Raw genomic sequence first — 20,064 nt, forward strand, 5'->3', positions numbered from 1 at the left:
ATTATGGAAAATAAATTATTTCAAAAGAACAATCCAAATCGTCAAAAGCTAATTAAACCAATTGCTGATCTGGATATTAACGAAGAGGTTTACTCAGTTGCGACAGATAATGCCTTTATTGCTGATAATGAACTCAGTGTTGCACCGGCAATAACAGCTAAAAGTGCAAAAGGAATGTCGTTGAAAATGTCTAAAAGAGATGTAAAAAATTACATCAAAGATTTGAAACATCTTCAGGATTGTCTTAGAACCGCTTTAAAATTAGAGCTTTCAACGATTCCGCCTTATTTATGCGGACTTTACACTATTAAAGAAGGAAGCAATGTAGAGGCGGCAGCGCTTATTAGAAGTGTCGTAGTTGAAGAAATGCTGCACATGGTTTTGGTATCCAATATTCTGAACGCTATTACAGATCCAAAAACAATTAAAAAAGGTGATAAACTTTTTAATGTAAAAGAAATTATTCCAAACTACCCTACTCCGCTTCCTGGCGGCATTGTTCCGGAAGTTCCGAAAGGTTCTCCTCCGTTTGAAGTTCATCTTTTAAAATTCTCCAGAGAAGCATTAGATGAGTTTTCTACAATCGAAAGACCTTCAGATCCTAAAGCGCCTATTACCAAAAACTTTGATAGTATTGGGCAATTTTATGAAGCGATTCGTTACGGTTTACTTCGTTTAAATGAAGAAGCAAAGAAAACAACAAAGAATGGAATTTTCATTGGAGATCCAAGCCGTCAAATTACTGCCGAACATTATTATGGAAGCGGTGGTAAAATTACAAAAGTCGTAACGTATGAAGATGCCGAAGAAGCGATTGGAGAAATCGTAGGTCAAGGTGAAGGTATCGACGGAACTATTGCAACAGAGCAGGTTTTATTTGGAGAAGATATTGAATATGCACACTATTTCAAATTTCAGGAAATCTGTTTTGGAAGAATGTACAGCGCAAATGATACCAATTTTCAAATGCCTGTAAAAAGTATTCCAACAGGAAAACCTTTTACGGTAAGCTGGTCATCTGTTTATAATATGAAAGCAAATCCAAAAATGAAAGATTATGAAAAAAATCCTGAATTACTGGAAAAAGCAAAAGACTTCAACAAAGTATATGTACAGCTCCTAAACGGAATTAACGATGCAGTGAGCGGTGAACCTGAACTTCTTATTAAAGGAATTACAGTGATGTATGAACTTAAATACAAAGCACTGGAATTACTAAACATTCCGCTAGAAAATGGCGAATGTGCAGGGCCAACATTTGAATATGTAGAAGTATAAAAATGGAAATTTCAATGGTAATGACAATGGCGATTTCAATTTTAATTGCAATTCAATGTCAATATAACTAACAACTAAACAACAAAACTATGTATTACCCACTTGAAGCAAAATGGACCATTTTGCCCGGAAATGAAGAAAAAGCAAAAACAGCTTTAATTCAACTGGCAAAAGATGTTCAGGAAAACGAACCGGAAACATTATTGTATATGGTTCACGTTCCGGATTTCAACCAAAAAAGCCTACCGACTCCGCCACAGGGTCAGGTTATTTTTTGGGAAGTTTATGAAAATCAGGATGCGTTTTTTAAACATGTAAACGGTCCCATATTTACTGAATTTGTAAAAACTTACGGCGATTTATTTCTAAGCGATTTCAGCACGCCGCCAAATGTTTTCATGACCACTGAAGTATTATTTCAGATTCAGGGATTTAGCCGAAAAGCACTTTAACCCTTAAAATAATTCTATACCCTATCAAAAACAAAATCAATTCAAAAAAATAAAATGGCATCACAACAAAACAACAATCCGTTAGCAAACCTGAACCTGTCAGGTTTAGAAAAGCTAGAAACAAAAACAGTTAATAAGGGGCTTAAGTCAAAATTTAAAGCCGAAGCTGTAGAAATTCCATCAGCTGATCTTGGTGTATTAAATTCATTAGTTGGAACCTGGGTTGGTCCGGGATTCAATATCATTGAAGTTCCAAATATGAATCAGGCAAAACCGGGTCCGCCTCCGGCTGATAAATTCAAAATCATATTAAATTCAACGGCAGAAACTTTTACTTTCAATTCAATTGGAGGTGATATTATCAACCGTGGAAATGCACAATCTGATATCGCTTTTCAGGGGCTACATTATTTACAGCAGGTAGATGATGTTAACCTGCCAAGCGGTCAAAACGGAATCCATTTAGAAACGGGATTATTCTTAAATCTTCCAAGTGGTACTGATCCTGCGGTACAGCCAAGTATCGCCAGATTAGGTTCAATTCCGCACGGAGATTCAATTTTAGCACAGGGAACTTTTTTTACCGTAAACGGCCCGCCACAATTTGAAGTGGCAGATCCTACTCCGTTTTTTATTGTAAACGGAAAAAGAGTAAATGACACAAGCGAAACGTATTTATCACAATTGGTAAATGCAGTTCCGCCTCCGGGAATTGCAAAAGAAGTAATTATGAATCCGAATATTCTTTTGGAAAATGCCATTAAAGGACAAAACATTACTAAAACTGTTGTAATCTTTTTAGATGCAAACCCTATTGATGGCGTTGCAACTCCGGGCGCAACTGCTCCGGTTGGCGGTATTACAAACATTCCGTTTGTAAATGTAAATGCCAATGCAAACAGTCTTTCTGCAATTTTTTGGATAGAAACTGTTGAAAATCCAGATGGTTCAGAGTTCCTTCAATTGCAGTATACACAAACCGTAATCCTTGATTTCCCCGTTTTTGCCCCAGATGGAAGCGTTGTCGAAATTAAATGGCCTCATATTTCAGTAGCAACACTTCGCCTTCAGCAATAATAATTTCTGAAGAAAATCAACTAAAAACATTTAAAAGAAATTCAAATGGAAAATTCAAATAACGCACCCATGTTGCTGCACAGCACGTACTTCAATCTGGGTACAAGTAATACGCAAGGTATTGTAGAAGCCTATATGGCCGAAGCAAGACAATATCTTTCTGAATCTGTTGGAATGATTTCTTTCTGGATTGGCGTTCGAGCCGATGATATGATCCGTCCTGAAAATGATCTTAATTATGACATTGCCATGCATCAGCTTTTTGCAAACGAAGATGCTTTTAATGTCTATAACGGAAATGATTCTGCACATAATCAGTTCGTAATTGATGTAAACAGATGGGTTCCGGGCACAACAAGACGTGTTATGGATTATTATGTAACCAATCTTATTATTGGAGGAAATTCTTCAGAACCGCAAACTATTGGTGCCGATGGAAACTATCCGCAAAGTATGTTTCATGACTTGTATTTCTCTCTAAAAGATAAATCTCCGGAAAACATTAAAAAATTTACGGATATCTGTGTAGAATATTTATCAGGACATCCGGGAATTCAGCAGTTTTCAACTGGAGGATTAACCGACATTAAACGAAATGTTTCTGTTAGAAATTTTGATGTTGCGGTTTCTATTATCTACGAAAGTAAAAAAGCGTACGATGATTATCTGACAAGCAAAAAGCACGAAGATTTTTTTCCTGCAACAGCCGGAATGATTGACAACACGTACATTTTTGATTCTTACATAAAATATCAATCAAAAGTGTATTCGCTTACCAGATAAAAAATTAATCCCAAAAACTAAAAATCATGATAGAAACAGCAATTCAGGAATTAGTTCGTGAGCTGAGCGGTTATGTGCTTCAGCCCGGCGATTCAGAATATGAAGATGTTATAAAAATTGATAACGGCCGAATTCAGTTCAGACCGCGTTTAATCATTTTTCCGGCCGTAGTTGAAGATGTGAGACTGGGTTTAAAATTTGCCATTACAAACGATCTTCCTTTTTCCATAAAAGGCGGCGGACACAGTGCTGCCGGTTATTGCCTGAATGAAGGCGGTGTTGTAATTGCAATGAAAAATTTAAACAGAATTACATTCGATCCTAAAAAAGAAACCGTTACGGCAGAAATGGGCGTAATATGGTACGATGTTTACAAGTTCATGCAGTTAACTAATACAGGATTAATTCCTGTTGGCGGCGGCTGCCCTACTGTTGCGCCTCCGGGATTTATGCTTGGCGGTGGTTATAGTTTTGTTTCACGTTCCTACGGAATGAGTATTGATAATCTTGAAAGTTTAAAAATCGTTACTCCAGACGGTGAATTACGTCATATTGGTCTGCACAGTACATCTGCAGAAGATATTGATCTTTTCTGGGCTTGTTCTGGCGGCGGTGGCGGAAACTTTGGAATTGTAGTCGAAATGGAAATGAGAGTTCGTAAACCTTTAAGCAAAAAAATGTTAGTGGGGCAAATTCGATATCCGTTAGAAATGGCCGAAGATGTTTTAGGTTATTACAACGAATGGGTTGAAGATGTTCCAGACGCAATGGCCGTTTATGGTTTTATGGGAAATCAAAAAGACCTAATCGACAAAGTGACCAATGTAAAAGTGCTGGGTTTAACTCCGGTTTTTAATGGTGACGGCGCCGAAGGAATTGAACATCTTCAGGGACTTTTAAAACTAAAACCAATTAATGCCGATTTGTTTAATATGACACTTCCGGCCTGGGAATTTTATAACGGTTACACGACAAGAGTTGCCGGAAGAAGTTCCTACATCCGTTCTACGGTTCTTCCAGAAGGCGGAATGAATAATAAAGTAGCAAAGGTTATTATAGAATCGATGAGTAAAGCTCCGTCTGCGGAAAGTTTTGCCGTTTGGACACATGCCGGAGGTGCAATCGAAAATGTTGCCTCAGACGCTACAGCATACGTACACAGGAACAGCCGTTTTATTCCGGAAGTTAAAGCAATCTGGGATTTAGATAAACCTGGAGATACATTGAAAAATGTAGAATGGGCGTATGAATTTTTCGAAAGATTATCTGATGCTGGAAATGCTACAGGGGCTTATGTAAACTACATTGATCCTCTACAGCACAACTGGACCGAACAATATTACGGAAGCAATTACAAACGCCTTTTAGAAATTAAAAAGAAAGTAGATCCAAACAATTATTTTAATTTCCAGCAAAGCGTTGGTTCGCCATTTAATCCAACAAAAGAATTAACAGATATCAGCCCGATCAACCGAACCAGAGTATAAGGCTTACTAACCCAAATCCTCGAAGTTTTAGTATAAATCTTCGGGGATTTACTATTTCTAACAAACCAATTAAATATTAAAATTATGTCACCAGCATCTGAAATAATTAGACTTCTTAATTTGCAGTTAAACAGTACCGAAGGCGGTTATTTTGCTAATACTTACCCTATTCCACCTGCCGAAAATACTCCTTGCAGCGCGATCTATTATTTTCTGGATAATTCCCGCTGCTCTATTATGCACAAAGTTACAGGAGATATGCTGTATCATTTTTATGCGGGAAAGCCTGTAGAAATGCTTTTATTATATCCGGAAGGTCATACGCCAAAATCAGAAATCTGTATTTTTAGTAATGATATTGCTAAAGGCGGAAAACCAATGAAAGTAATTCCGGGCGGAACATGGATTGGTTCCAGAATTAAAAGTAAAGATTCCTGGAGCCTTATGGGCGTATCAATGGCGCCTCCTTTTAATCCTGATAATTACTTTTTAGGAGATCGAGATACCTTAATTGCACAATATCCTGAACACAAAAAATTAATTATAGCCCTTACTAATCCCTCATAAACAGGCACATTTTGAAATTTTTTAAAAAATAATCTTCTTTTTGTTTGTAAATATGACCAATCGGTCATATATTTGTACCGTTAAATAAAAGCTATCATGGCAAAAGGTGAAGAAACCAGACAATTTATTATAGAAAAAGCCGCTCCTATTTTTAATACAAAAGGAATTGCAGCTACTTCTATGAGCGATATTATGGAAGCCACCAAATTGTCTAAAGGAAGCATGTATGTACATTTTGAAAATAAGGAAGTTTTAGCTTGTGCGGCTGTTGATCATAATATTAAAATGCTTAACACAAAAATTCAAACAGCAATAAGTAAATACAAAACTTCAAAAGAACAGTTGTTTGCATATATAGACTTTTTTAGTAATCCGTTGCAGCCACCGGTTTTTGGAGGCTGCCCTCTTTTGAATTTTGGAACAGAAGCTGATGATACAAACCCAATAGTAAAAGAAAAGGTAAATACTGTTATTCGTTCCGGTCAAGTATTGCTTTCTGGATTAGTAGAAAAAGGAATAGCAAACGGAGAATTTAAAACTGATTTAAAACCTGGAGATTTTGCAACTGTAATGTTTGCAATGCTAGAAGGCGGACATTTAATGTCAAGAATGTCCGGAAACAATGATAAAATGGAAATCATTGTTAAAACCTTAAAAAATTTAATAGACCAAAACAGCATTTAATTTTTTTTATCAAAAATATGACCGATCAGTCATTTTTATAAATAACAATATCAACAAAAAATATAATACCAATTAAAATAAGATCATTCACAATTAACAATTCACATTTAACAATTTAAGAAATCATGTCAAAAACAATTTTAATTTCAGGAGCATCAAAAGGATTTGGAAAAGCCTGGACAGAAGCATTTTTAGAAAAAGGATATAAAGTAGCTGCAACAGCGAGAAATATCGATACATTAAACGATTTAAAAGCAAAATACGGAGACGCAATTTTACCATTAAAACTTGACGTAAATAAACGCGAAGATTCATTTGCAATAGTTGAGAAAGTAAAAAATCATTTCGGAACAATTGATATTTTGATCAATAATGCAGGTTACGCTTTAAACGGTGCTGTTGAAGAAGCAAGTGAAGCGGAAGCGAGAGCACAATTCGAAACTAATTTCTTTGGAACTTTATGGTTAACACAAGCTGTTTTACCAATTATGAGAAACCAAAAAAGCGGACACATTATTCAGGTTTCTTCTATTTTAGGAATCGCAACTTTACCAGTTATCGGACTTTATAATGCTTCAAAATTTGCTGTTGAAGGTTTAAGCGAAACTTTAGCATCTGAAGTAAAACAATTCGGAATCAATGTTTCATTAGTAGAGCCAAATGGTTACTTTACTGATATTTGGGGTAACGGATTCCACAGCGAAAGTATTCCTGCTTACGACGGAATCAAAAAAGCACTTGCAGACGGACACGATCCCGACACATTTGGACAAGTTAGCGCGACAGTTCCTGCAATCGTTAAATTAGTTGAAGCAGAAAATCCTCCTTTACGTTTATTTTTAGGAAAAATAGCTTTACCATTTGCTAAACAAACCTACGAGCAAAAATTAAAAACATGGGAAGAATGGGCTGATGTTTCAGTTGCAGCTCACGGATAATTAATTCTCTTTATCATAATAAAAAAGGCAATCTGTTGATTGCCTTTTTTATTATTTATTTTTTGGGAAGATAAATCCAAAAGATTGTTCCTTCTCCGGGTTTACTGGTAAAATTGATTACTCCGTTATGGTTTTCAATAATTCGGCGGCACAAAGCTAGTCCTATCCCATTTCCTCCATATTGATCGCGTTCGTGTAATCTTTGAAACATATCAAATATACGTCCAGAATATTGACTGTCCATTCCGATTCCGTTATCGGCAATTGAAATTATATGATAATTTTCTGGTGAAGACACGTTGTTATCTTCATTAATATTTGATGCTGAAATAGTTACTACAGGTACAGCAGTATTAAATTTAAGCGCATTGTTGACCAAATTATAAAATAACTGGCGAAGTTGTGTATCAAGTCCTAAAACTGTCGGCAAAGACTTAATCTCAATTATAGCATTTTTTTCCTCAATAACCAGACTTAAATCTCCTAATATTTCAGAAAGGGTTTGATTAAGGTCAACTTCTTCAAATATTTGTTTTTTATTGTCAATTCTCGAATAATTGAGAACATCAGTAATCAGGTTCGAGAGCCTTCCTGCCGCCATCGTTATTCGATCAAAATAATATAATTTCCTTTGGTCTTCACTTAAATGTTCCCCGGCGCGCGAAAGCATAATCATAATTTTACGAAGTGGTTCCTGAAGATCGTGGCTGGCAATATAGGCAAACTGCTCTAATTCTTTATTTTTAAAAACCAGTTTTAAATTGGCACTTTCTAACTCACGCTGAATTACTTTTAATTCTGTATTATCTTTCAGCGTTTCTACGACCATTTTTTGAGCATTGATGTCTACAAAATAAACTAGCCAGCTGTTAAAAGTCCCGTCTTCTGCCTTGTTTGGCATAATCGAAATTAAATGCCAGATATAACTTAAACCATATTTAATTCGGGTTTCCCCTAAAAATTCAGAACGCTTTGATTTTGCTATTTTCCAGCCTTCCAATATTCCGTCAATATCATCAGGATGAATAAAATTACTTAGGTTTTTCTTGTCGAAAGCAAGAATTGGAACTTCCAGATAATGCTCTAATGACTCATTGGTTAAAAGAACATTATTACGCTCATTTATTACACAAATTAAAATAGGAATTGTGTTGGCGAGCTGTTTGTATTTGTTTTCACTTTCTGCCAGTTTTTCTGAAAGCGCAATGAGTTCAATATTTTTCTTTCTGATTTCATCGTAAGGCGATAAAGGAGGTTCGTATTTAAAATAATCGATAAATCCCTTTATTTTAGTTTCTGAAAGAAGTCCCGGAGAAGCAACCGGCTGGCTTATTCTCGTTGTAGACTGATTGTTTAAATAACTGTATTCTATATTTCCGGAAATTTTCGATGCATAATTAAAAGCTTCAGGATTGCAGTTTTTTAAATCTACAGTATCTGTTATGATTGCGATAATTTCTTTTTGAGTTGCTTTAATAACATTAATTCCCAAAACAAGCAAAGAATTTTTACCTTTTGCAATCGAGCATCTTGCTATTTCGGATACTGCTGTCGAAAATCTTGTCTGGAAAGATGATGGCATACCGCACATTTCGGCAATTTTCATGCAGCGTTTGTGGGCCAGTATTAAGTCCATTTCGTTATCCAGATTTATTTTTATGATTTCCTTCATAACTAAATTATTTTACCAACAAGAATTGTGGCATCATCTGTACCTCTAATATTTTCCTTAAGCAATGCTGATGCAATAATTCCTGGACTTTGTTTAAATATAGAATTCATATCGCTAAGATTCCATCTTGTTCTCAGTCCGTCACTATGCATGATAATAATTTGGTGCTTTTTGTAAGGAACAACCGAATTGTTTAATGTACGCGGAATATTGTGTCCAATAATTCCATTATAAGGCGTATAAGTTTTGTTTTCTAATCCGTCGTAAATTCGGGTATTGATATTGCCAATACCGCAAATATTCCAGGTTTCTAAACTATAATCTACTGTGGCTACTGTAGCAACAAGTCCTCGGCTTTTTTTTACTTTTGAATGGATATCCCTAAGAATTTCCGCAGGATCAGATTCTACCGACTGTTTGAATGCTTTAACAGCAAGCTGCACGGCTTCATGGGCATTTACACCATGACCTAAACCATCACCTACAAATATTTGAAAACCTTTTTTAAGATTTTTAATATGATAACCATCACCGCAGACTTTTTCACCGGGATAATTTAAAGCTATGGCTTTATGGTATAAACCTTTTTGTATATCCGACAAACGAAAATCCGGCTTTTCGCAAATTTTCACGTACTGTACACAACCCCAGTTTTTCATGGAATAAATTTGAAAATCGTTGCTCAGTCTTTTGATCGAGCCCAAACCATGTCCCAATGTATTGGATGACGAATAACCGTCATTCATTATTTTTGACACATTTTCAAATCCTATTCCCTTATCAAGGCAATAAATTTCAATTTCGTTTTGCCCTTCCTCTATATTAGCCCTGTACAGCAATTCACCGCCATTTGCATATTTAATAAGATTGGAAGTTAATTCTGCTACAATAATATCCGTTTCTCCTGCTCTGTGCGGCGTAAATCCTAATTGAAGCGCCAGGTTATGTATTTCTCTTTTTATAAAAGCAATCAGACTTCGATCGTCTATCTTGTAAGTGGAAAAAGTATTATCCATTTTTCCATTTTGTTATAGTTACGGTGGTACCGTTTCCTAATTCTGTTTTAATATCAAACTCATTGACAAGCCTTTTAGTACCCGGTAATCCTAAGCCTAAGCTTTTACCGGTACTGTATCCGTCTTTCATAGCCAGTTCTACATTGGCTATTCCGGGGCCATTATCAATAAAAGTAACGCGTACGCCATTGTCACGGCCATTACTGACCGACTCTATAATGACTTTACCGCCGCCGCCATATTTAAGGAGGTTACGAACAAGTTCGCTGGTTGCCGTAATTAATTTAGTTTGATTTAAAATGCTCATACCAATTTTTACGCCATACTCTTTTACCCGGTTGCGTAATGGTACTACATCTTGTTCTTTTACGATAAGTGCTTCTTCTTTACTATTCGATATCGTCGTCATAATCCTGCTCTTCATTATCGCTTATTTGCATTTTCGAGCGCAGTAGATCCATGCCCTTCTCAACATTAAGGGCACTTATAACTCCGTTTAAAGATAATCCTAATTCTACCAGTGTAATAGCTACAGCCGGCTGCATTCCTACAACGACTGTTTGTGCATCCATTATTTTAGACATTACAGCTATGTTTCCTAATATTCGCCCCATAAATGAATCGATAATAGAAACCGCCGATATATCTATCAATACACCTTTTGAACTATGTTTACTAATGGTGTTTATTAAGTCTGATTCAAGATTTTCTGCAAGTTGATCGTACAAATCTACTTGTATGGTAACAAGCAGAAAATCTCCCATTTTAAGTATAGGAATTCTTTCCATATCAATTTATAAAATCTTAAACTATTTTTCTTTTAACAACTGAAAGCTGCAACATATCAAATGCCGTTTTAAGTGCACTTGCAAGCGATGCTTTAGTAATAATTCCCGTAAGATCAATTCCTAAATGTACTACTGTCTGAGCAATTTCCGGACGGATACCGCTTATGATACATTCAGCTCCCATTAATCGGGTTGCACTTACAGTTTTAATAAGATGCTGCGCCACCAGAGAATCTACCGCCGGAACACCCGAAATATCAAGAATAGCAATAGAACTTCCTGTATCTACAATTTGCTGCAGTAAATTTTCCATTACAATCTGCGTTCTCGAACTATCTAAAGTTCCAATAATCGGCAGGGCAACTACACCTTCCCAAACAGTGATAACCGGAGTCGAGATTTCACTGATTTCATCCACTTGTCTGGATATTATATCTTCTCTTCCTCGCATAAAAGCTTCAAAAGTCAAAATAGTCATATTATCCAAAGCTGCATTTAGCTGCAGGTTTGCATCAAAAAGCTGTTCCGGGTCTTTTATTAATTCAGATAGTATTTTAGAAGCTGCTTCTTTGAATGTGATTAAATATTGTGCATTTTCTCTTGGCGAAAATCCACGTTTTCCTCGTGATGAAGCTATTCCAACTATAAGATCCTCGACTTTTTCAAACTCCTGAGAATCCTGAATTTTACCTTCAGCAGCAGCGGCAGCTTTTAAAAACAGAGAAGCAAATTCTTTTGACTCTTCTTCTTCTACTGCTCCGTCATCAGATCCACCATCGATTAAAAGTTGAGACCATATGGTTAGTAATTTGTTTTCGTGCTCTTTTAAGCCACTCAATAAGTTATTTTGCATGAGGATTAAATTTGGATTTGTTCTTAAACAAATATAGGATTTTAATTTGGATGTTGGGAAAAGAATTACTAAAACGGAAGAAAGAAAAAATTTAACATATTATGTTAAAAACAAATAATCAAATAAAAACAACATGAAATTATGTTAAAATTTAGATGATAATAAACAAAAAAGAGACAGCTGTCTTAAGCTGTCTCTTTTCAATATATAATCGTATTCGGACTAATTTTCAACCATTTAAATATGTTTTAATTAATAATAAATATGTAAAATAATATTAGGTTTAGAGCTGTCTATTATCTTTTCTAATTTTTTAAAAAAGGCTTCGCTTACCATTGGACAGCCATGACTGTTTGCTATATAATAGTCTTGTTCTTCATTAGGAACTGCTGAATAGGAATGCAGCACAATAGCTCTTTTTGCTGCGTTGCTGTTTGTTTCGTCTAAACCAGATAATTTATAAGATTTTCCAAACATTCCTCTATAGGATTTACCAACAATATATTTTCCTAGAGATGTACATTTTGAATTGGGTTCATTACTAAATTTTAATTCCCCTCTGGTTGTCGTTTCGGAACCAAAACCGTTTGCTACAAGACCCTGGTCTACAATTTCATCTTTTTCTAAATCGTAAACAAAGAATCTGTTTTTACCCGATTTAATTCTCATATCAATAAAGAAGGCTATTTTTGTATTATAAGCCGCATTTTTTTTAATCATCGCTTTCACATCCAAAAGCTCAGTATTAAGTCTTTCCATTTCCGGACTCAACGGCGGAGTATCATTTTTAATTTCTACAGGATTTCCAAAAAAACTAATTGTAAAAAATAAAAAGATTAAGCTGTATATTTTCATGACAAATATTTTTAATTTAATGCAAAGTCTAAAATTTCATTAATTTGTTTTAGTCAAATTAACAAAGCAAAATTAGTCTGCAATAAATCAAAAAAGCACACCTAAAAGTCTGAAGAGCAACAAAATAAGATTTATTTTTCTATCTCTCTATTTTTCAGTTAAATAGTAAAAGTTACTATGATTTCGGTTCCTTCGCCCAGTTTAGATTTTACTTCGAAGTTTCCTTTTAAAGAGTTGGTTCTCTCTTTTATATTAGATAAGCCAATTCCTCTTTTTACTGTATTGATATCAAAGCCAACACCGTCATCTATAATGGATAACTGCAAAACATCTTTATCAATTAAATCTATTTTAACATCAACCTTTGAGGCTTGAGCATATTTTTGAATATTTAAAAGCGCTTCCTGAATAATGCGGTAAAAGTTTATTTTATAAATATTCTGAACCTGCTCCCACTCAAATCTCTCATCTACAAAATAATTAAACTGCGTTTTACTAATCTCATTTTGGCTTTTAATTAAATTGGATAAAAGCGTATTGAAATCATTGCTTTCTAAAAAAGAGTCCTGATTTAAATCATGCGAAATGGTTCTGATTTCATTTTCGATATTCTGCAATTCAAATATATACTGCTTTCTTTTTTCTATCGTTTTTTCGTCTGATTTAGAATTAAAAAATCCTAAATTCATTCTTACACCATATACCTTATTCATTACACCGTCGTGAAGTTCTCTTGCAATTTTATTCTTTTCTTCTTCTTTTGCGGCGTTAATTATATTTTGCTGTTCGCTCAAAAGCTGGTAGATTTCATCGCTGTCACTTTGCTGCTGTTTTACAAATCTTAATTCTTTGTTTTTATACTTTAAATAAATAGCTACCGAAATTGCCGACAAGACTAAAAACAAGGCAAAAGAAAAAATTAAAATATAAAAGTTCTTTTTAGTCAAAACTTTATTCTCATCTTCGACCTTAACTGTTTCATATTCAATTCTGGCATATTTATTCTTGGTTCTGCTTTGAATACTGTTAATGCTGTCACTTATAGCAATATATTGATTGGCATAAAACAATCTCTTTCTGCTGTCTATTCGGGTTAGCAGTTTTAATGTGTTTAAAGTTTCGTTGGTATTTTTTAATTTGATAGAAACGGTATAAGCTTCCTGCAAAGTTTTTAAGGATTTTAAAGAATCATTTTGTGTCAGGTAAAATTCTCCTAAATGAATTTTTTTATACATGACGTCAGAAGTATACCCTAAGCTGTCAACAATTTTTAAAGACTCTAAAAACATTGATTCAACATTTTTATATTCTTTATTTTTCATTTTAGAATAAGCCAGGTTAGATAAAACAATAGCATAAAACCGAGGCCAGTTCTTTCTTAAATGTTTAGTCAGCAAAGGCTTTAATTCTTTAATTGATTTAGAATAATCGCCTTTTAAATCATATAAATTACAAATATTAATTACAGATGAAATATTGAAATTATTGACTTCATCACTATCTGTATTATTTTTTTTCATTGCTTTTAAATTTCTCAACGCCAGTTGATGATATTTTAAAGCCTGATCGTACATAAACAGCTTTTCTAAGCAATTTCCCATTAAGGTATTACAGGAATAAAGCAATTTTATATTATCTGAATCTTTTAAGTATTCAAGACCTTTGGTTAATTCTACCTCACATTCTACATAATTTCCATCATAAAAAAGAACATAGGCTTTATTAAAATACATTTGCCCTAACTTGTCGTAGTCGTGAATTTTTAAATAAATTTTTTGAGCCTGCAGATAATAATAGTAGGCACTGTCTTTTTGGGAACTTTCATAGCAGTCGCCTATAAAATAAAGGGATTTTGCAATTCTGGAACTATCGTTTTCTTCTCTTGATAATTTCAAAGCTGTTACGCTTGAGGAATGTGATTTTTTTATATTATTTAAATAATAATATTCCTCTCCTGCTTTTAAATATAAATTTCTAACAACTGAGTCATTTTTTAGATGCTTTAAATTATTGACAAGCGAATCTAAATATTTCTCTTTTGCAGTTCCTGAAATTTTATTAAAGTATTCTGCATCAAAAGTATTTTGATTTTGATTTCTAATTTTTAATTCATCTCTCCTATGATAAAACACTAATAAAATTACTATTACTAATAGAAGTATTGGAATATATATTTTCGACTTCAATCTCAAAATGATACTTTATAAATTAAATTCAAATATATTATAAATAAAGAAGACTATAATACTTCAATATCAGTATTATAGTCTTCAGCGAATAGAGTCGAACATGTTTTATTTAATTTTTGGATTTAGCGGATCTCCATCTGGAGCGCTCACTTGTAAATTATAACTGATTTTTAAAGAGTCAATTGTTTTGGAGTTAACAGTTTCATCTTTGCTGATTTGGTTATTAAGCTTTTTTTTTTCGGATGAATTAAAATCTTGGTTGTCAAGATCATCAGTTGTACAAGATAAATTCATCATTAAAATTGATGCAAAAAGAATACGAATTACTTTACTTTTCATGGTGTGTTATTTTTATGTTTTTGCAAAAAAACATCCAAAAAAGTTGCATATTTTACGGAAAATCCGTAAGATTGTTTAATTTTGTTTAAATTTTACGATAATGTCACTTAATATTTTAATTGTTGATGATCATCCTATGACGGTAGACAGTTATGTCAACCTTCTGTCTGACGATTGCTTTGATACAGTTGAACCCATCTTCCTAAAAGAATACAATTGCGAGACTGCCTATAAAAGGATAATGCTGCTTGAAAAACAAAACACCAGACTGGATTTTGCTATTCTGGATGTTAATCTTCCGCCTTATGAAGAATTCAATATTGCTAATGGTATTGACTTGGCAATAACCATTAGAAAAGCACTTCCTTCCTGCAAAATTTTATTGCTGACAATGCATACCGAAGCCTTCATCGTAAACAGAATTATAAAAACTATTGCTCCCGACGGATTTATATCAAAAAGTGAAGTTAATTTTGAATCTTTTCCGGCTATCTGCCAAAAAATTCTAAAAGGGGAAATAATTTACAGCGACGAGATTATCAAATCTCAAAAGAAATTAACGCACAGAAACTTAAATTGGGATGAATACGATAGTCAGATTTTAATTCTTTTATCTCAAGGCGTTAAAACCGTTAATATTCCAAATCATATTCCGCTTTCAATGAGTTCAATTGAAAAGCGAAAAGCAAATATTAAAAGCCATTTATTATTAGAAAAAGGCGGCGATACGGAGCTTATTAATAAAGCGAGACAATTGGGCCTTATATAAGCTTCAAAAGAAAGATTTGAAGCCACAACAAAAACACAATAAAATAAAAAAGGCAGATGAAACAATTTCATCTGCCTTTTTTATATCAAATAATTAGTTGTGAAAGTTCAATTCACAATTAACAACTCATAATTTACAATTAATTACCATCCTTTCACAGCGCCGCCCTTAAACTCACGTTCCGCTGCAGCTTCAACCTCAGGAGATTGAAAAGCCTGTAAAAACTGTTTTACCTTCTCTTCATTTTTATTGTCTTCACGACTTACCACCAAATTTACATAAGGAGAATCTTTATCTTCAACAAACAAGGCATCACGAGACGGGACCAATCCTGCTGCAGAAGCAAAAGTGTTGTTGATAATTGCAATCGAAACATTAGCGTCGTCTAAAGCACGAGGCAATTGAGGAGCTTCTAACTCTAATATTTTTAAGTTTTTAGGATTATTTACTATATCTGTTACTTTAGGTAATAAACCAACGCCATCTTTCAATTTTAATAAACCGTTTTTCTGTAAAAGCAATAACGAACGTCCGCCATTTGTTGGATCATTTGGGATAATAATAGTACTTTCATTTTTCAATTCAGAAAGGTTTTTTATTTTTTTAGAATAAGCGGCAATCGGATAAACAAATGTATTTCCGATAATAGCCAATTTATAACCACGTTGTTTAGACTGCTCATCTAAATAAGGTTTATGCTGAAAAGCATTTGCATCAATATCGCCCTGGCTTAAAGCCTCATTTGGAATCACATAATCGTTGAAAGAAACCAATTCAACCTCAAGTCCAAATTTTTCTTTGGCTACTTTTTTAGCTGCTTCTGCAACTTTTAATTCTGGCCCGGAAGCTACACCAACTTTTATAAAATGCGGATCGTTGTTTTTACTTTTTCCGCAATTAGCTAAAACCAATGATAAAGCTAAAATTCCGGCTGTTTTCAAGAAATTTATTTTCATGACAAATCTATTTTTAATTTTTAATTCCTAATTTTTTAATTGATACTTATCTGTGGTCAAAATGTTTTGATAATCTGTCTCCAATAAACTGAATCAGGAAAACCAAAATGACTAATAATGCCAAAACCGAATTCATTGTTACGGCATCATAACCAATATATCCGTATTGATAACCAACTTGTCCTAAACCGCCTGCTCCAACTGCTCCACCCATAGCAGAATAACCTACAAGAGTGATTAAAGTAATCGATGCTGCGTTTATTAATGATGGCAAAGCTTCTGGAAGTAATACTTTATATACAATCTGTAAAGGCGTTGCTCCTAAAGCTCTTGCAGCTTCAATTAATCCCGATGGCAGGCCTAATAAACTGTTTTCAACCAAACGGGCGATAAACGGTGCCGCGCCAATACTTAACGGAACTAAAGCAGCACTTACTCCAATAGAAGTTCCAACAATAGCACGTGTAAACGGAATCATCCAAACGATTAAAATAATGAACGGAATGGAACGAAAAACGTTTACAATAACCGATAAAGTTCTGTTTAAAACCGGCTGATCCAGTATTTGATTTTTTCGGGTAAGAAAAAGTAAAACTCCCGTTGGAAGTCCGATTAGGAAACCAAAAAAGCCAGACACAAAAGTCATAACAATAGTTTCCCAGGTTCCATTTAATAATAAAGCGATAATAGAATCAGACATAACCTATGATTTCTGTTTTAATGTGTTTTGAAATAAAATATTGAATGGCAGCGTCGTAGTTCTCACGTTTCCCTGATAATTCGATCAGCATAACGCCAAAGTTTACATCTCCGGCCTGATCCATTTGGGCGCTTACAATTTTGAAGTTGGTATCAAATAATCTTGAAACTTCTGAAATTACAGGTTCATTTACCGATTTTCCGGTCATTTCAAGCTTTAATAACGGATTTAAGCTTCCGTTATCTGCCTTTTGTAATTTCTCCTGATAAACGTCTGGAATTTCCAAATGAAGTGAAGAAGCAATAAACTCTTTTGTTAATTCATGTTTTGGATCAGCAAAAATTTCGCCTACACTTCCCTGCTCAATTAATTTTCCGTGGCTGATTACCGCAACTTCATCACAAATAGATTTTACGACTTCCATTTGATGTGTAATCAATAAAACGGTAATATTTAAACGACGGTTAATGTCTTTCAATAAATTCAAAATTGAACGTGTTGTTGCTGGATCTAATGCGCTTGTAGCTTCATCACACAATAAAACTTTAGGATTATTTGCCAAAGTTCTTGCAATCGCAACTCTTTGTTTTTGTCCGCCGGAAAGACTTGCCGGATAATCATTTGCTTTTTCGGCTAAACCAACTAATTGCAATAATTCTAAAACACGGGTTTTAATTGCTGCTTTTGGAGTTCCCACCAATTCAAGCGGGAAAGCAACATTATCAAAAACTGTTCTCGAAGAAAGCAGGTTAAAGTGTTGAAAAATCATCCCTATTTGTCTTCTTTCTGTAGCCAATTCAGCATTTGATAATTGCATCAAAGCTTTTCCATCTACAATAATTTCTCCAGAAGTTGGTCTTTCTAAAAGGTTTACACAACGAATCAGTGTACTTTTTCCAGCTCCGGAAGTTCCAATAACACCAAAAATTTTCCCGGGCGGCACCTTTAGCGAGACATCATCTAAAGCAGAAACGATTCTGTCCTTTTGATGAAAAGTTTTGGTAACGTTTTTTAATTCAATCATTTGTTCAATTCAGGTTTAAAAACAAAAAAGCCTTTCATAATTATTTGAAAGGCTTTTTGAAATAAATAATATCATTTATATATAAGCCAAACAATCATAAAGCATCCCAGCACATCATGCTGCAGCTATAATAATTATTCATTTTCTGGCCATTATTTCTCATTGTTGCTGCAAATTTAAACAGATAATTTTAATTTTAGTATAAAAACCATTAAAACTTTTATTAACCTATCAAAATAGTAGATTACTATAACGATTGCTTTGATTTAAAGCTTCTCTGCTTGGTGTAAACGACCAATTTGTCATTCCGAGGAACGAGGAATCGCACTAGAAACTCCGTACAGATTATCGCCAGTCTTGCCACAGATTAAAAGGACTAAAAAGATTTTTTCACGCAGATTTGGCAGATTTGAGCAGATTATTTTTCTGAATTTATTGCAAAAAAAATTAATCAATCTGCCAAATCTGTAGAATCTGCGGGAGGCAAAAAACTTTGCGGTTAAACATCAGCAGAATCTGCGTGAAAAAAAATCTAAATTTTCATGATTAACTTTTTTCCTTCCGTTTTATTCTCACGAAGTATTCTATGGGCGTTTTCTACTGTATTTATTTCTAATTCTCCGACTACTAAAATAGCAGGTGGCGTAATTTTTTCTCGATCCAAAAGTAACCTTAGCTCATTCAATCCGTTTTTGTAATAGTCATAACGTTTTTCAAGTCCGTAGGCATAATTGGAGATGTTTAAAATTGACGCACCTTTACTAAAAAGAATTCCTCGCGATTCCTGAGTAGAAAAATTGGTTACATCAACATAAGTTCCATTGGTTTTTAAAAGTTTTGCAGCAATTTCTGCCACGTTGTTTCCAACCAAATCAACTGCAATATCAAAGCTTTTATTTCCGTTTAAGGAAAGTGCAGCTTCGTATATTTCCTCTTTTTTATAATTGATGATTTGTTTTGGTTTTACACCAAGGTCAATTAATGCGTTAATACTACTTTCATTTCCGGCTGTAACTACAAAATTTTGAAAGCCATTTGCCAGAAGCAGTTTCACAAACATATTCCCAACTCCGCCAGCAGCGCCTGTAATTAATATGGAATCAGAAAAGCTGGCATTTATACGTTTAAAGGCTTGCAAAGCTGTTAATCCTGCTGATGGAATTGCAGCAGCTTCTTCAAAAGAAATATTCGCAGGTTTATGCACTGCAATTGCTTCGGGAACGCAAATATATTCTGCGTAAGTTCCGTTAAAACCCATACTTCCTGATCCGCAGAAAACAGCATCACCAATTTTAAAATCAGTTACACTTTTACCAATTGCAGACACAATCCCTGAAAACTCCCGACCCAGAATTGGAGAGTGCAAAAGCTTTCTTTCAGATCCGTCTTCCGTCATTTGATAATCAATCGGATTAAAACCTGAAGCTTTAATGTTTACCTGAATCTGATGTTCTTCGGGCTGCGGAATTTCTACATTTTCTAATTGAAATTCCCGGTTTTCCTGTAATACAATTGCTTTCATTTTTATTGCTTTATTATACAAAAGTATAGCTGTTTAATTTTTTAAACACATAGAAACATAGTTTTTCTTTGTGGTAAAAGGCGTTTCACTTGTTTAAACAAACATAACTATGTGT

21 protein-coding genes are annotated in these 20,064 nt (G+C 34.2%); 9 read left to right on the top strand and 12 right to left on the bottom strand.

Features of this window, described 5'->3' with window-relative positions:
* Nucleotides 1-3: 3 nt before the first annotated feature.
* From FLAPXU55_RS10090 to FLAPXU55_RS10125, 8 genes are all read left to right on the top strand, one after another.
* A complete protein-coding gene (locus tag FLAPXU55_RS10090; RefSeq protein ID WP_180857545.1) occupies nt 4-1,278 on the top strand; it encodes a ferritin-like domain-containing protein in 1,275 nt (424 codons plus the stop codon).
* 89 nt (nt 1,279-1,367) lie between these two features.
* A complete protein-coding gene (locus tag FLAPXU55_RS10095) occupies nt 1,368-1,730 on the top strand; it encodes a putative quinol monooxygenase (protein WP_053472730.1) in 363 nt (120 codons plus the stop codon).
* A gap of 54 nt (nt 1,731-1,784) precedes the next feature.
* Nucleotides 1,785-2,807 carry a heme-binding protein gene (locus tag FLAPXU55_RS10100; RefSeq protein WP_180857546.1) on the top strand — a complete coding sequence of 341 codons (1,023 nt, stop codon included), beginning with the start codon at nt 1,785-1,787 and terminating at the stop codon, nt 2,805-2,807.
* 45 nt (nt 2,808-2,852) lie between these two features.
* Nucleotides 2,853-3,590: a Dabb family protein gene (locus FLAPXU55_RS10105; RefSeq protein WP_180857547.1), complete on the top strand. Its 738-nt coding sequence runs from the start codon at nt 2,853-2,855 to the stop codon at nt 3,588-3,590.
* A gap of 26 nt (nt 3,591-3,616) precedes the next feature.
* The gene (locus FLAPXU55_RS10110) at nt 3,617-5,077 is read left to right on the top strand and encodes an FAD-binding oxidoreductase (protein ID WP_180857548.1); all 1,461 of its coding nucleotides are present in this window, start codon (nt 3,617-3,619) and stop codon (nt 5,075-5,077) included.
* An 84-nt stretch (nt 5,078-5,161) separates the two neighbouring features.
* Nucleotides 5,162-5,644, top strand: a complete 483-nt coding sequence (locus FLAPXU55_RS10115; RefSeq protein WP_053472734.1) for a cupin domain-containing protein — start codon at nt 5,162-5,164, stop codon at nt 5,642-5,644.
* Between the two features lie 96 nt (nt 5,645-5,740).
* Nucleotides 5,741-6,328, top strand: a complete 588-nt coding sequence (locus FLAPXU55_RS10120; RefSeq protein WP_053472735.1) for a TetR/AcrR family transcriptional regulator — start codon at nt 5,741-5,743, stop codon at nt 6,326-6,328.
* 125 nt (nt 6,329-6,453) lie between these two features.
* Nucleotides 6,454-7,266 (top strand): SDR family NAD(P)-dependent oxidoreductase, encoded by an 813-nt coding sequence (locus tag FLAPXU55_RS10125; protein ID WP_180857549.1) that lies wholly within the window; start codon nt 6,454-6,456, stop codon nt 7,264-7,266.
* A 55-nt stretch (nt 7,267-7,321) separates the two neighbouring features.
* Here the strand turns inward: FLAPXU55_RS10125 and FLAPXU55_RS10130 are convergent, their stop codons facing one another.
* From FLAPXU55_RS10130 to FLAPXU55_RS10165, 8 genes are all read right to left on the bottom strand, one after another.
* Nucleotides 7,322-8,938, bottom strand: coding sequence for a sensor histidine kinase (locus FLAPXU55_RS10130; protein ID WP_180857550.1), 1,617 nt, complete (start codon nt 8,936-8,938; stop codon nt 7,322-7,324).
* Between the two features lie 2 nt (nt 8,939-8,940).
* Nucleotides 8,941-9,954, bottom strand: a complete 1,014-nt coding sequence (locus FLAPXU55_RS10135) for a SpoIIE family protein phosphatase (protein ID WP_053472738.1) — start codon at nt 9,952-9,954, stop codon at nt 8,941-8,943.
* On the bottom strand, nt 9,947-10,363 hold the full coding sequence (locus FLAPXU55_RS10140) for an anti-sigma regulatory factor (protein WP_053472739.1): 417 nt from the start codon (nt 10,361-10,363) through the stop codon (nt 9,947-9,949). Before FLAPXU55_RS10140 ends, FLAPXU55_RS10135 begins: the two co-directional genes overlap by 8 nt.
* Nucleotides 10,344-10,742 carry an STAS domain-containing protein gene (locus FLAPXU55_RS10145; protein WP_053472740.1) on the bottom strand — a complete coding sequence of 133 codons (399 nt, stop codon included), beginning with the start codon at nt 10,740-10,742 and terminating at the stop codon, nt 10,344-10,346. The genes FLAPXU55_RS10140 and FLAPXU55_RS10145 overlap by 20 nt, the downstream gene beginning before the upstream one ends.
* Before the next feature lie 16 nt (nt 10,743-10,758).
* The gene (locus FLAPXU55_RS10150; RefSeq protein WP_053472741.1) at nt 10,759-11,595 is read right to left on the bottom strand and encodes an STAS domain-containing protein; all 837 of its coding nucleotides are present in this window, start codon (nt 11,593-11,595) and stop codon (nt 10,759-10,761) included.
* Nucleotides 11,596-11,847: 252 nt separating this feature from the next.
* Nucleotides 11,848-12,450, bottom strand: a complete 603-nt coding sequence (locus FLAPXU55_RS10155) for a murein L,D-transpeptidase catalytic domain-containing protein (protein ID WP_180857551.1) — start codon at nt 12,448-12,450, stop codon at nt 11,848-11,850.
* A gap of 158 nt (nt 12,451-12,608) precedes the next feature.
* Complete coding sequence (locus FLAPXU55_RS10160; RefSeq protein ID WP_180857552.1) at nt 12,609-14,636, bottom strand: tetratricopeptide repeat-containing sensor histidine kinase; 2,028 nt, start codon at nt 14,634-14,636, stop codon at nt 12,609-12,611.
* A 108-nt stretch (nt 14,637-14,744) separates the two neighbouring features.
* A complete protein-coding gene (locus FLAPXU55_RS10165; RefSeq protein WP_053472744.1) occupies nt 14,745-14,978 on the bottom strand; it encodes a hypothetical protein in 234 nt (77 codons plus the stop codon).
* Between the two features lie 100 nt (nt 14,979-15,078).
* On the opposite strand from FLAPXU55_RS10165, the gene FLAPXU55_RS10170 reads away from it, so the two are divergent.
* A complete protein-coding gene (locus tag FLAPXU55_RS10170) occupies nt 15,079-15,747 on the top strand; it encodes a response regulator (protein ID WP_180857553.1) in 669 nt (222 codons plus the stop codon).
* Nucleotides 15,748-15,890: 143 nt separating this feature from the next.
* Here the strand turns inward: FLAPXU55_RS10170 and metQ are convergent, their stop codons facing one another.
* The 4 genes from metQ to FLAPXU55_RS10190 form a co-directional block, all read right to left on the bottom strand.
* Nucleotides 15,891-16,703, bottom strand: a complete 813-nt coding sequence (gene metQ, locus FLAPXU55_RS10175; protein WP_180857554.1) for a methionine ABC transporter substrate-binding lipoprotein MetQ — start codon at nt 16,701-16,703, stop codon at nt 15,891-15,893.
* Nucleotides 16,704-16,749: 46 nt separating this feature from the next.
* Complete coding sequence (locus FLAPXU55_RS10180; RefSeq protein ID WP_053472747.1) at nt 16,750-17,403, bottom strand: methionine ABC transporter permease MetI; 654 nt, start codon at nt 17,401-17,403, stop codon at nt 16,750-16,752.
* On the bottom strand, nt 17,396-18,427 hold the full coding sequence (gene metN / locus FLAPXU55_RS10185) for a methionine ABC transporter ATP-binding protein MetN (protein WP_180857555.1): 1,032 nt from the start codon (nt 18,425-18,427) through the stop codon (nt 17,396-17,398). Before metN ends, FLAPXU55_RS10180 begins: the two co-directional genes overlap by 8 nt.
* 532 nt (nt 18,428-18,959) lie before the next feature.
* Nucleotides 18,960-19,949 carry an NADP-dependent oxidoreductase gene (locus FLAPXU55_RS10190; RefSeq protein WP_180857556.1) on the bottom strand — a complete coding sequence of 330 codons (990 nt, stop codon included), beginning with the start codon at nt 19,947-19,949 and terminating at the stop codon, nt 18,960-18,962.
* Nucleotides 19,950-20,064 lie beyond the last annotated feature (115 nt).

It is taken from the genome of Flavobacterium panici, assembly GCF_903819335.1.
In the GTDB taxonomy this organism is placed as follows: domain Bacteria; phylum Bacteroidota; class Bacteroidia; order Flavobacteriales; family Flavobacteriaceae; genus Flavobacterium; species Flavobacterium panici.